The organism is Opitutus terrae PB90-1, assembly GCF_000019965.1.
In the GTDB taxonomy this organism is placed as follows: Bacteria; Verrucomicrobiota; Verrucomicrobiia; order Opitutales; family Opitutaceae; genus Opitutus; species Opitutus terrae.
Genome location: NC_010571.1, coordinates 4,109,722 through 4,123,170 on the forward strand (window position 1 = coordinate 4,109,722; position 13,449 = coordinate 4,123,170).

10 protein-coding genes are annotated in these 13,449 nt (G+C 65.4%); 6 read left to right on the plus strand and 4 right to left on the minus strand.

The genetic code is table 11. The features are described 5' to 3' along the window. The first annotated feature begins 51 nt into the window (after positions 1-51). From OTER_RS15985 to OTER_RS16010, 6 genes are all read left to right on the plus strand, one after another. Positions 52-591 (plus strand): sigma-70 family RNA polymerase sigma factor, encoded by a 540-nt coding sequence (locus OTER_RS15985; RefSeq protein WP_012375967.1) that lies wholly within the window; start codon positions 52-54, stop codon positions 589-591. After that, positions 588-1,346, plus strand: coding sequence for a hypothetical protein (locus OTER_RS15990; protein WP_012375968.1), 759 nt, complete (start codon positions 588-590; stop codon positions 1,344-1,346). Before OTER_RS15985 ends, OTER_RS15990 begins: the two co-directional genes overlap by 4 nt. Positions 1,347-1,349: 3 nt before the next feature. Beyond that, positions 1,350-1,850: a nuclear transport factor 2 family protein gene (locus OTER_RS15995; protein ID WP_012375969.1), complete on the plus strand. Its 501-nt coding sequence runs from the start codon at positions 1,350-1,352 to the stop codon at positions 1,848-1,850. Positions 1,851-1,911: 61 nt separating this feature from the next. Next, a complete protein-coding gene (locus OTER_RS16000; protein WP_012375970.1) occupies positions 1,912-2,493 on the plus strand; it encodes a hypothetical protein in 582 nt (193 codons plus the stop codon). 49 nt (positions 2,494-2,542) lie between these two features. Next, positions 2,543-3,598 (plus strand): radical SAM protein, encoded by a 1,056-nt coding sequence (locus OTER_RS16005; RefSeq protein WP_012375971.1) that lies wholly within the window; start codon positions 2,543-2,545, stop codon positions 3,596-3,598. Between the two features lie 307 nt (positions 3,599-3,905). Beyond that, entirely contained in the window at positions 3,906-6,494 is a 2,589-nt protein-coding gene (locus tag OTER_RS16010) for a serine hydrolase (protein ID WP_012375972.1), read from the plus strand. A 129-nt stretch (positions 6,495-6,623) separates the two neighbouring features. Here OTER_RS16010 and OTER_RS16015 read toward each other — a convergent pair whose 3' ends face one another. Genes OTER_RS16015 through OTER_RS16030 form a run of 4 tightly spaced genes read right to left on the minus strand, consistent with a single transcriptional unit; the run spans position 6,624 to position 13,384 of the window. Beyond that, complete coding sequence (locus tag OTER_RS16015) at positions 6,624-8,978, minus strand: efflux RND transporter permease subunit (protein WP_012375973.1); 2,355 nt, start codon at positions 8,976-8,978, stop codon at positions 6,624-6,626. Positions 8,979-8,994: 16 nt separating this feature from the next. Continuing rightward, entirely contained in the window at positions 8,995-9,972 is a 978-nt protein-coding gene (locus OTER_RS16020; RefSeq protein ID WP_052300406.1) for a WD40/YVTN/BNR-like repeat-containing protein, read from the minus strand. Positions 9,973-10,017: 45 nt separating this feature from the next. After that, positions 10,018-11,373 carry a DUF1329 domain-containing protein gene (locus OTER_RS16025; protein ID WP_012375975.1) on the minus strand — a complete coding sequence of 452 codons (1,356 nt, stop codon included), beginning with the start codon at positions 11,371-11,373 and terminating at the stop codon, positions 10,018-10,020. 25 nt (positions 11,374-11,398) lie between these two features. Then, a complete protein-coding gene (locus OTER_RS16030; RefSeq protein ID WP_012375976.1) occupies positions 11,399-13,384 on the minus strand; it encodes a DUF1302 domain-containing protein in 1,986 nt (661 codons plus the stop codon). Between the last annotated feature and the right edge of the window lie 65 nt (positions 13,385-13,449).

Consider the following 13,449-nt stretch of genomic DNA (forward strand, 5'->3'; position numbering starts at 1 on the left):
ATTTATGACAAAAGAGGGGTGACGGAGCCGCACGATAGAGCCTCCGCTGCGATGACGACAGCCACGCCCACTCGAACAGATCGTTTTGAAACGCTGGTGCGCGAGCACCAGGCCGGACTGCGCGCATATGTGCGCGCGCTCGGTGCGCAGGACGCGTGGGTCGATGATCTCGCCCAGGAAGTCTTTCTCGTTGCGTATCGACGGATGGAGCATTTCGAGGCGGGCGGTGACTTTGGCCGCTGGTTGCGTGGGATCGCCCGCAATCTCGTGCTGAACGATCTCCGCAAGAACGCGCGCCGCTGGCGGCTGCTGCAGGATGCGATCACAGAGGTGTTGGTGGACGACGAGGCCGCGGATCGCTGCGGGGAAGCGCCGACCGCCGGATTGCTGAGCGCGATGAACGACTGCGTCGCGCAGTTGCCCGCGCGCAGCCGCGAGCTGCTGCAACGGCGCTACCGCGACAGCGCCGATGCGCCGACGCTCGCGCGCAATTTCAATCTCAGCGCCGCGGCCGTGCGCCAGACGCTGGTGCGGAGCCGTGCGGCGGTGCGACGCTGCATCGACGCCAAAGTCGGGGAGGCTTGGCTGTGACGCCGGACCGTTTCGAGGAATTGGTGCAGCAACTGCTCGACGGCGAACTGCCGACGTCCGGCGGTGCGGAGCTCGCAGCGGAACTGCAGACCCGGCCGGAACGTCGGCGCGAGCTGCGGCAGCACCTTGTGCTGTGGGAACTTTGGGCGCAGCAGCAGGCACCGGAGCGCTCGGCGGACGCGTTCGTCGCGGGCTGGACGACACGACTGCGCGCCGAACGGCAGGGCGAGCGTTTCGTGGCGGAAGTCGAGCAGCGAATACGTGCCGACGCGGATCTGGGTGATTCCGCTGGTTGTGGGGCGGAGTCTCCTGATCCGGCCTCACCACGGTCCCCACACGGTGTGTTTCGTTGGTGGCAGGCGCTGCAGCAGCCGGCTGGCGCCTTGTGGGCGGCGGTGTCGGTGGTCGCGTTTGCCGCGGTGGTGTGGCTGGCGATGCCGGGCCGCGCGATCGCGACGGTGACCGTGCAGGGCGAAGCGGTGTGCACGTCGTGCGCGCTGCACGAAACGCACGAGCACCTGCCAGCCATCCGCGTGCAAGCCGACGGCGAGACGACAATCTATTACGTGCAGTCCGATCCGGCGGAGATTCTTCGCATCGGCGATTACTGCATGGCGCCGGTTCCGCTGGTCGCAACCGGTCGCATGCACACGGAGAAGGGGCGCCGACTATTCGAAGCGCAGATCGTCACCGGCACCAGCGACAAAGCGCGACCGCGCGGCCAGGCCGGCGAACCGATCCTGTTTCCATTTTAACCTATGAAACCATTCCGTTCACTCCTGTGGGGATGCTCGATTCTCGTCGCGGCGCAGCTAATCGCGACACCGACCAAGGCCGACGAAAACGCGGCGCGCGCGTGGAGCGATCCGGCCGTGGAGCAGGCCGTGCTCGCGACCAACACCCAGATGATCGCCGCGGCCAACCGGCTGGATGTGGATGCGTTTTTCGCGTACATCGTGGACACCGACAAGGGCATGATTGTGCAGAACGGGACGATTTTCCGCACGCGCCAGCAAGCCTACGACGCAGTGAAGCGCGGGATGGCCGGCGTTACGAAGCTCGAGCGCCGCATCGAGAATCCCCAGGTCACCGTGATTGGTCCCGACACGGCACTGCTCGTCGCCGACGGGAGTGTAGACGCGGTGTTCGTCGACGGGCGCAGCATGACCAGCCGTTTCGCTGTGTCGCTGCTTTTCGTCCGCACCGGCACGCAGTGGAAACTGCTGCACGGCCACTACTCGGCGCCGGCAATGCGCTGAACCAGCCTCGTTCGCCCGTCGAACTTTCCCCGATCGCAGCCCCAACTCGTCCCGATCCATCATGAAACGAAAAGAATTCCTCCAGCAGGCCTGCACCTATGGCCTTTGCTCGTGCGCCGTCGCCTCGCTCTTCGCGCCCGCGGCGAAGTTGTTCGCAGAAGAAGCCAAGCCCGAAGGCATGCCGGAGAAGCCGAAGGAGGACTGGCGGATCGGCTTCATGCAGGAGCGCTATGCGAAGCTGCTCGCCTCACTCGAGAAACGTGCCGACAGCGCGGCGCTCGATGCAGCGCTGGAGGACGTCGGACAGTATTGCGCCAGCACGACGGACATGGTGAAGGCGCATGCTGGCGATCCGGATGGTTTCCTCGCGACCATCCGCGAAAAATGGCACGCCGATGCCACGCAGGACAAGGCAACTGGCGTCGTGGCGCTCGCGTTTCCGGCCATGAAGGAGTGCCCGTGTGCGCTGGTGCGCGCCGGGCTCACGTCAGCGCGGGTGTGCCAGTGCTCCGTCGGCTGGCAGAAGAAGGCTTTCGGCGTGGTGTTCGGCCGCCCGGTCGAAGTCGCGTTGAAAGGTTCGCTGTTGCGCGGCGATCCCCGGTGCTCGTTCGAGATTCGCGTCGCGTCCAAAGCCGCCGCGTGAGCGGCGGCATGCTGCACGCAAATGGGGGAGTCTCGATTGATTTGAGCGCATGAGTGGCGATTTTCCGGCGTTCGTATCGTTCACCGTCACGAACGCGTGCAACCTGCGTTGCGCGATGTGTGGGCAGTGGAGTCCCGCGGGTTACATTCGGAGTGGACGAGGCCGGCGCGGCCATCCGTTGACCGCAGAAGATTGGATGAGACTCGCGGACGAGGCGGCCGCGCACGGGATCAAGTCGATCCTGCTGCGCGGCGGGGAGCCTTTCATGCTGCCGGGAATCCAGCGGTTGCTCGAACACCTGCACGATCTCGGGATGTTCATCTCGATCGACACCAATGGCACGCGACTCGCGGCGTTCGCGGAAGAACTCGTGCGGCTGGGCCGAGTGCACGTCACCGTGTCGATCGATGGCACGGAGCGGGTGCACGATGCCGTGCGCGGCGTGCCTGGCTGTTTTCGGCAGATCGCGTTCGGCTTGAAACGACTCGCGGAACTCGATCCCGGTCGCCCGCCCCACGTGAGTCGCGCGCTGTGCTTTACGATCAGCCCTTGGTCGCTGCCCGGGCTTGGTGCGATGCCGGAGGTAGCACGCCAGCTCGGCATTGAGACGATCTGCATCGTGCCTTATTGCTATGTATCAACGGCGGCGGGGCGCGCTTGGGCGGAGCAGGTGCGCGAACTCGTGGGACAGGAGGCGTTCGCGTGGCGTGGCTTCGAACACGACCAGTCCGGCGTGGACCTCGCGGAGTTCGAGCGTGAGCACCAGCGGTTCACCGCCTCGTTGGGTGAGGTCACGAGCTATCCCTACATGCCACTCAGCCGCGACGAATATCGCGCATGGTTCGCCGATCCAGCCAAAGCGGTCGGTCCGGCGGCGTGCAGCAACGTCGAGCGATTGCTCGACATCCAGCCGACGGGTGAAGCGAACTTCTGCGTCGACCTGCCCGACGCCTCGCTGGGAAACGTGCGGCGACAATCGATCGCAGAGATCTGGCAGGGCGAGCCGGCCCGACGATTTCGGGAGCGACGGCGGCGAGAGCCGCTTGGCGCCTGCAGCCGCTGCGTCGCGCGGCACATGGCTGATCCGCGGGACTCCTCGGGCTAGCGGCTAGGGTTCGGCCAATCGCTGCAGAAGCGGGAGGCGATGCGCGCTCGCGCCGCATGAGGCCGATTTCTGTGCCGGATTCGGCGCGCTGCTAAGCACCGGCGGCACGTTGGCGGAGAGGCGGAAGGAAGCCCGACGCTTGTCGCGAAGAGGGGTGAATGCCTCCATAAGAACTCCGCCGTTGAGAGTAATCAGCCGCCGGGGCGAATGTTCGCCGGCTCGCGATGCGCGGAAGGCTGCGCCGCTTTTTTCCGGCGGTTGGCGATCGGTCGCACTCGCGGCGGCGGTGATGGTTCTTACGCCCCCCATGGTCGCGATGCCGATCACCGGGCCCGCGGTGGCGGGATTCGAGATGTATGATCAGCGCCTCCCGGCGCTGCTCGAAAAATGGCATATTCCGGGCGCAACCGTGGCGGTCGCGGTGGACGGCCGGATCATCTTCGCGCGGGGCTACGGTTTCGCGGACCCTGAGGCCGGCCGGCCGATGCAGCCGGACACGCGCATGCGGATCGGGAGCATTTCGAAAATGCTGACGGCGGCGGCGGTATTGAAGCTGGTGGAGGACGGCCGGCTGTCGCTGCAGGATCGGGCCTTTCTGGGCTGGCCGACGCCGACGTACGCCGGCGCGGCGCGTGATCCGCGGCTCGATCGAATCACGGTCGCGCACCTGCTGAGCCACACGGCGGGCTGGATTTCGAGCGAGGCGGAGATCCCGTTTTCAGGCGGGCAGCGTGGTTTCAACCCCGTTTACCTCCAACGCCAGATCGCGGAGATTCTTGGGCAACCTCCGCCGGCTTCCGCGGAAACCATCGCGCAGGTGGTTGTCGGACAGCCGCTGCAAGCCGAGCCGGGAAGAGTCTACGCCTACACGAATACCGGTTATATCGTGCTTGGGCGGCTCATCGAACGTGCCACCGGCCAGACCTACGAGGAAGCCGTGCGGACGATCCTCGGCCGCGTCGGAATCTCCGGACTGAGGATCGGTGACACCCGGCGCAGTGAGCTCGAAGACGACGAAGCCGTGTATGTCGATTATCCCGGCGCGGCGTTGATGGAGTCGCATATCGGTGACACCGGGCTGGTGCCGGAGCCGTATGCCTATTCGCTGCACTCGTGGGACGCCTCGGGCGGCTGGACGATGTCGGCGATCGAAGGCGTTCGGTTTCTGCTCGCGCTGGAGGGCGCCGGTGACACGCCGCGGCTGCTGCGATCGGATTCCGTCACCGCGATGCGTACCGAACAGTATCCCGGCTCCGCTTACGGGTATGGTTGGTGCACGAGCAACCATCCTTTCAGCAGCGACGGGGGACACAATGGCGGCATGGCGGGCACGCTGGCGGAACTCGTCCGTTCGAGCGATGGACGGCGTCATACCATGGTGATATTCAACAGCCGGCCGGCCGACGTGGATGGAATCCTCGCCGAATCGGCGCAGGTCCTGCACTCGGTCGACAGCCGGCCCGCGACGTTCGCGCATGATTTCACGACGACCACGCTGGGGTGGGAGGCGTGGCAGCAGCGCACTCTCGCCAGTGCGGCTGCCGAGCCGCTGGACGATCCGGACCACGACGGGGTGACGAACCTGCTGGAGTATGCCGCCGGTCTCGATCCGACGCGGCGCGACTCGCCATCGCCGGCTTCGCTTACGATCGGATCGGACGGCGTTGCAGCGCTGACGTTCCAGCGGCTGATTCTGGAGCAACCCTTGGAGTGGAAGATTGAGAGCAGTGCCGATGGGCGGAACTGGAGCGCGATCGAAAGCGTGGGCGCGCCTGCGGGGCTCACTCCCGACGGCACGTTGTCGATGAGCGTTCGTGTTCCGGGTGCGGCGCGCGCGCGGCTGCTTGTCCGCCAGCGATCGAGCGGGGCGGAAGCGGTCTTCGAGCCTGTGCTGTCACCGCGAATGGTTGCGTTGACCGCGGGGGAAAGTACCACGCTTTCGGCCGTGGTGCCGCCGGACACGCCCTTGCAGTGGCGGCGGAATGGCGAGGTCATTCCGGGAGCAACGACGTCCAACCTGACACTGAGAAATGTTTGGTCTGCGGACGCGGGTATCTATACCGTGGACATCGGCGGCGACTCGCCATCCACCTGCCTGGCCGCGATCGTGGGCATTCGTTCCGTCGCGAAGGTCATGGGTGACGGGATCATCGTTGGCAGCGATGTTCGTCATCCGAACGGCAACATCTACGATCAGGTGCTGCTCACCGGTGCGGCCGCGACGGTCACGGCCGATCCGGCGCAGGTGACGCGGGTCTCATTCGTTGATCTGAACGACGATATCGTGCAGGTGGAGTTTTCCGGATCCGGCAGCCTGACGGTCGCGCTTGCCGGCGCATCCGAGCCCGCACTGCCGCGACACTACCATCAGGACATCCGCTACGTAAAAGGTCACGCCACGCTCGTGATTGCGGACGCCGACGAGACGACGAACGTCTCGGCTTTCTCGGTCGGGCGCGGGAACGCGGTGAACCAAGCGCTGTTCAAGGCGGACGTCGCCTACGATGGGATCGCAGATCTCGCGGCGCTCGCGCTTCATGGCTCCGCCGGCAAGGCGGCGGGGATCTTCATGGGCAACGCGCACCTGTTTGCGGCTTCCGGCGTCACGGGAATTTTCGCCGACGGCATCGCGGTCTCGGGTCCGGCCCGGCTCGGGAACATCAGCGCGTATGATCGGGCGACACCGATGCTGGTGTTCGGCTCGCTGGCCGACCTGGCGATCACGGGCGGCGATCTGAAACAGGAGAACGCACGGCCGGTGCAGGTGCGAGGTCTGGGCGCGGTGTATCTCACGGCTGGCGGAAAATCCGATGGCACGGCGCTGCCGGCCCAGCCGAATCAAGCCAGATTTGAGCTCAATGGCGCGGACGTGACGCCCTGGCTCGTCGCCCCGTGAAACGCCCGTTGCGGCGAACGCGTCGCATCACCGCGTTTTTTCGGCTGCGGTAGCCGGCCTCGTCTTCTCTTGCGTAGCTACAGCGAAGGAGGAGAGGCCGGGCCGGGGGTCAGCGACCGCGGCGACAACTCATGTCTTCACCGGGAAGGGTGCGCGGGTTTTGCCGGAGTGGTGGCGCCAGAACCAGCGGGCCATCGCCGGGAGCAGGATGATCGCGCCGACCATGTTCACGACGAACATGAACGTCAGCAGCAGGCCCATGTCGGCTTGGAATTTCAGATCGGAGAAAATCCACATGCTCACGCCGATCGCGAGCGTCAGCCCGGTGAAGACGACCGCGCCGCCGGTGTCCTTGAACGCATTGAACATTGCATCCTCGAAGTAGTCGCCGCGGCGCAGTCCGGCCTGCAGCCGCGCGAAGATGTAGATGCCGTAGTCGACGCCGATGCCCACGCCGAGCGCCACAACGGGCAGCGTGGAGGTTTTCAGCCCGATGCCGAGGAAGACCATCAGCGCATAGGCCATGTAGCTGACGATCGCGAGCGGCAGAACCACGCACAGCGTCGCGCGAATCGAGCGGAAGGTGAGGAAGCAGAGCACGAGCACCGCGCCAAACACCCAAAGCACAATCGGCATCTGCGCGGCTTGAACGACTTCGTTGGTGGCCGCCATCACCCCCGCGTTGCCACTCGCGAGCAGAAACTGCGCCTTGGGCGAGGGATTTTCGGCGGCGAACCGTTTCACCTCGTCCGTGACGGACCGCAGCGTCTCGGCCTTGTGGTCGGTCAGAAAAATCATGATCGGCATGACGCTGCCGTCGCTATTGAGCAGGCCGGTCGCGGTTTCGATCGGGGAGACTGCCTGGACGAGCGTTTGCGGGTTGCGCGGCAGGATGCGCCATTTGAGCGAACCCTCGCTGTAGCCGGAGTTGATCGTCTTTGCGGCGCTGGCGAGCGAGATGACCGATTGCACGCCGGGCAGGGTGCGAATCCGGCGTTCGAAATCATCCATCAGCGTGACCACCTCGTAGTCGACGCAGCCGTTGGGCACCGTCTGGACGATCACGGAAAGGATGTCGACGCCGATGCTGAACTCGGAGGTGATGGTGTGGGTGTCCTGATTGTAGCGAGAGTTCTGCCGCAGCTCCGGCACACCGGCCTGCGTATCGCCGATCCGGATTTCCGCCGACTTCCACCACGCGAGCCCACCGAGTAGGAAGGCCGCGATGATGATCATCATCGACGGGGCCGGTTTCATCTCGCGGGCGAGCCGGGCCCACATCTGGTCCCAACGCGCGCGGCGGCTGGCGACCCACTCGCCGTATTTCCACGGCAGCCGCAGATAGGAGAGAATGATCGGCAGCAGGAAAAGGTTGGTGATGAGAATGAGGCCGACGCCGAGGCTGGCGGTGATGGCGAGTTCCTGGATGGTGGGGATCTTGATCACCAGCATGGTGAGGAAGCCGATCGTGTCGGTGATCAGCGCCACGCCTCCGGGCATCAGCAGCTGTTCGAAGGCGGCGCGCGCGGCATCGCGGCTGTTGTTGCTGCCTTCGAACACCTGCGTGCGGAAGGCGCCGACCATCTGCACGCCGTGGCTTACGCCAATCGCGAACACGAGGAACGGAACGAGGATCGAAAACGTGTCGATGCCATAACCCATGGCCGTGAGCGAACCCAACTGCCAGACCACGGCCACCAGCGAGCAGGCGATCGGCGCGGCGGCCAGCTTCCAGCGGCCGGCGTAGTTCCACACCAGCAGGGCGGTGATCACGATCGAGACGCCGAAAAAGATCAGCACGCCGCGCGCGCCGGCAGCGACGTCGCCAATGACCTTGGCGAAGCCGATGATGTGGACCTGCACCGCGCCATTGGTCTCGCTCTCGACGCGGCTGCGAAGCGCCTCCAGCGCGTCGGCGACCTGGGTGTAGTCGATGGTGCGGCCGGTGCGCGGGTCCTGCTCGATGATCTGCGCACTGATGATCGCACCGGAAAAATCGTTGGCCACCAGCTGGCCGAGCTTGCCCGATTTGACGATGTTTTCGCGCACCCGAGCGAAGCTTTCCGGAGTGGGAGAGAAATCGGCGGGAATGACGTTGCCGCCCGAGAAGCCGTCCTCGACCACCTCGATGTAGCGGACGTTCGGCGTGAACAGCGACTGCACCTGCGGCCGGTCCACACCGGGCAGGAACATCACCTCGTCCGTAGTGCGTCGGAGCTGATCGAAGAACTCCGGGGTGAAGATGTCTCCGTCCTTCGCCATCAGGGCGATGATCGCGCGGTTGGCGCCGCCGATCTCGCTCTGATATTTTATGAAATTCTGGATGTAGGGATGGTCGGAGGGCAGCGACTTGTTGAAGCTAGCGTCGACCCGGAGCCGCAGGGCGTAGGTGAACATCACTGCCGTGATCGCGATGAAGACGCAGACCAGCGGGAACCGGCGTCGAAACACCCAACCGGAAAACGAGTGAACTAGAGCGGTCATTCGAGACGCGAGCGGGTTAGGGGGCTGGCAGCCGGCTCACGCCGGCCTCGCCGAAGGCGAACAGCGTGCCGTCGGGCGACGTGAAGAGTTCGGCCACGGCTGTGGTCAGCTCGATGTCCCACGCAGAAAACGTTGCGCCGTCATCGCGGCTGACGAAATGCGCGCGGGCCTGGCCGGCGAGCACGATGGGCCCGGAGCTGGATTTCACGGCGGTCGCGAGCAGCATTGGCTGCGGCAGCGGTACGCCGATCCACGTCTCGCCGTCGTCCGTCGAGCGAAAGACCCGGCCGCGCAACCCGTAGGCGAGCAGCGTTTCCGGCCCGAGCGGAAGGATGCCGTAGAACGAGCCGTCGTACGGCGAATCGATCCGCACCCACGTCTCGCCCTGATCGCGCGAGCGGAGCAGCGTGCCGCGCTCGCCGGCGAGATAGAGGGTGCCGGTCGGCCCGCGCGAAATCCGGTTGAGGTGCATGTCCTCGTCCAGCACGGCCCGCTGCGTCCACGTGCGGCCGCCATCTTGGGTAAACTGATACAACCCGTAGGCGCCGACCGCGATGACGTGTTCGTTCGTGATCGCCAGTACGTCGAGGAACGACGATTCAAGATCCTCGCCCTGCCATTGCTTGGCCCAGGAGACCCCGGCGTCGGTCGTGTGCAAGATCAGCGCGTCATGACCGACGGCCCAGCCGAGTCCGGACTCAGGCGCGAAGCTGATGCCCGTCAGCGTGGCGCGCGCGCCGGACGACGCGGTGATCCACGATTGGCCGGAATCAGCGGAACGCAGAATCGATCCGCTTTCGCCCACGGCGACGATGTGGCCGTCCGCCAGCGCGGCATCCAGGAGGAGAATGCGCGGGGCGCGTTGAGCGAACGCGGACGGTACCAGGCCGGTGAGCCATAGCATTGTCACGAGCATTCCGCCCAGCGCCCGAAGCAAACCGCCGGCCCGCGGCAGCGCACGCCCGAGCGAAAATGAAGGACCTCGCGTCAGCATGGCAGAAGACGGGGAGGGCCGGTCCGGAGACCGGCCCTCGTGTGATTACCGGATTCCTTCGCGACGAAGCGAATCCGGGGTGTAGTCCGCAGGTGTCCGTTTCAAACTGTAGTCATACATCCGGCCTTCGTTGTCCAAGCCGAGCGCGAGATAGCGGCCGGACTGCAGGTCGGTGTGCACCTCCAACGTGCTCCAGAAGCAGGGTACGTCGTAATAGTTGATGCAGTGAGCCTCGGATACGCGCCACATCTGGCCGCGCGAGTCGTATTGGTCGACGGCGAGAATCTGCCAGCTGTCCTCATCGACGTAGAACGTGCGGCGGGCGTAGAGGTGATTCGTGCCGGGTTTCAACGTGGCGTCGACGACCCAGACGCGATGCAGCTCGTAGCGGGCGAGGTCCTGGTTGATGTGCTTCGGGGTGAGAATGTCCTTATACTTTACCTGGTCGCTGTGCAGCTTGTAGGAGTTGTAGGGCATCAACATCTCCTTTTTCCCGACGAGCTTCCAGTCGTAGCGATCCATCGCGCCGTTATACATGTCGAGCTGATCGCTCGTGCGCTGGCCGTCGGCGGCGGTGCCGGGGTTGTCGTAGGCGACGTCCGGCGCGCGCGTGACGCGACGGCGGCCGGCGTTGTAGACCCAGGCGCGGCGCTTCTCCTTCACCTGGTCGAGGGTCTCGTGCACCAGCAGGATCGTGCCGGCGAGCCGCGGCGGCGCGAGCACGGTCTGCTTGAAGTAGAACAGCGTGTTGCTCTCCTCGAGTTCCTTCAGGGTGAGGTCGGGCCGGTTGTAGTTGAACAGGAACTCGTCCTCGAACTGCACGAGGGTGTAGCTGCCGTTCGGCAGCGGCGCCGCCTGTGCGATCGGCCGCATCGCGGCCAGCCCGCGATAATGCGTCAGATGGTTCCAGATCACCTCGCGAGCGTCGGCCGGGATCGGGAACGGCACGCCGCGGAGCGCGCCGGAGAAGGCGTTGCCGTCGGCGTTCAGCTTGGCGGTCGTGGCGAACTCCTTCGTGGCGTCGTAGACGGACTGCGGATTCGAAAAGCTGCGGTGCGACGGATAGACCACCATCTTGTAGGTGGGATAGGCCCGCATCAGCGCGATGTGCCCGGCAGCGAGCTGGCCCTCGTGCTCCGCGATGTTGGCCGCGGTGACGGTGAACAACGGCTGATCCTGCGCGAACGGATCCGGGTGATGCATGCCGACCGTATAGCCGGCGGGCGGCGTGGTAATGCCGCCGGTCCACTCAGGGATGGTCCCCGCGGCGTTGCCGGCGCGCTCGGCGCCGACCGGCGTGAGATCCTGGCCGAGTCGGGCAGCCTGCTCCGAGGTGATGGCGGCGGACGCCAGCGCGGCGGTTCCAAGCAGCCAGGCAGAAAAGAGAACAGAGTTTTTCATGATAGGAAGGGAGCGCTGGAGGGCGTCAGAAGGAGTATTTCAGCGTGGTCGCGACAAAATCGCGGTCCTGCAGGAGATTATAGCGGCCGCCGTCGAAGTAATTCACGTAGCGCAGCTCAAAGGCCCAGCGGTTCTGGTAGGTGAACTCCGCGGAGAGGTTCACGCTCTTGCGGTCCTCGATGAAGTTGCCGAGCGGCAGGGGCGTGTTGCCGCGGACGTCGTGCGTGAAGCCGATCGCGGGCGACATGTTCACGCCGGCGAACAGGTTCGTGTAGTCGAGCCGCGCGAACACCTGGTAACCCCACGAGAATTTATCCGCGAAGGCCTTGCCCGGCGTATAGCCGTATTGCGTGTTGCCGGTGCGGGCCATCGCGAGCCAGTCGCCCGAGGTGAACGTGCCCGGGCCGTCGTAGCGCAGCGTCGTCTTGCTGGGCAGATTGACCTGCACGCCGCCGACCTCGGCGACGAGGCTGAGCTGTTGCGCGCCGAGCATGGGGCCGAAGACCTTCGTGACGGTCGTTTGCGCGGTCCAGACCTTGTGCCGGCGATAGCCGGGGATCTCGCGGTTGTATTGGCCGAGGAAGTTACCCATCTGGTTGTTCGGCGGAGCGAACAACGGATTCAGCACGGACAACGCGGCGAAGAGCAGTTCGACGTCGTCGACCTGCAGCGGCACGTCGTTCTTGAACGAGACCTCGCCCTGCCACGAGATGCCGGTGTTGCCGACGCTGGTGTTGAAGCTCGCGCCGAGCATCGAGATCTCGTCGGGATATTCGATGAAGTAGCGCGCGGTGGCGGCGGCATCGAGCAGCCCGAGCTTGCCGGCGCCGGCGGCGATCGTCTGGGCGGCGGGGTAGAAGGGCCGCAGGGTCGCGGGGAGCGCGGCCCCGGGCACGTTGGTCAGCGCGGCGCCGATCAGCGTGGTGAGCGCGGACGGCACACCGGCCGCCGGGTAACCGGCCGCCACCATCGCGGGCGCGAGCTGCTGCTGCGCGAGGCCGCTGGCCGTCGACACCACAAAGGCCGAGCTGATGCCCCGCGTCGGCGTGCGCGCGCTGATCACCGGCGAACGGCTGCGGTAATTGGCGAAGTAGAAGCCGAACTCGGTGTCGTTGAGCGCCGGCACCATGGTGCGCACCGCGACGCCGTACTGGTGAATGTCCTGCGGGCGGCGGTCATCCGTACGGGGAATCGCGCCCGTCGTGCCGGAGTCCGGCAATCCGCCGAAGCCGAGCAGCACCTTGTTGCCGCCGCGGCCGGCGATGTCGTTCGTGGAAAAAAGCGTGCCCGCCGGCTCGAGCTCATTGCGCCGGAACTCCAGCAGCCAGAACGGCTCGATCGTGAGGTTTTCGGTGACGCCGATCGAGGCCTTGAGCATGTTCACCGGCAGGAAGGCTTCCTTCAGCTCCGAGCCCGGCGCGCGCAGCTTCGAGAGGTCGACCGGATTTACGACGTTGATGCCGTTCGGAATGAACGTGCTCTCACCGAGGCTCAGCACCTGGCGGCCCAGACGCACGTCCACCGGCGTGTCGGTGAACAAGGTGAACTTCGCCACGACGTAGGCGTCGAGCAGCTCGGCGCCCTGTTCGACGCGTTCACGCGCGTCCCCGGACAACGGCGTGCGCAGCGTCTTGTCGGTCTTGCCGTCGGTGAAATAGTAACCGCGGATGAACGCGCCGAAGTTTTCGTAGCGCAGTTCGAGATCATGCGAGCCTTTGGCGAGGAACGAGGCCCAGCCTTGGCCGTAATTCAAATTGCCGTCGTCGGCGTTGACCGAGTTCTGCTGGCCGCGGACGCCATTGAAGCTGTTGGTGATCCCGTAGAACATGGGATCAGGGTCGTTCAACCGATAGAGTCCGCCCACCGAGAAGGTGGAATCGAAGCTACCGGTCAGTTTGCCGGAGGTGAACTGGAGCGCGGACACGCTCGGCGAGAGAAGTGTCGCGGCGGCGATCGCCAGCGCAATCAGATGCGCCAAACGAGGAACTACACGGTCTGGTCGGTCGTTCATGAGGATCGGTGGGGCTACAACTGAGGAGCCGCCGCGGCGGGCCGGCGGGTGGGGTAGTTGGGGAG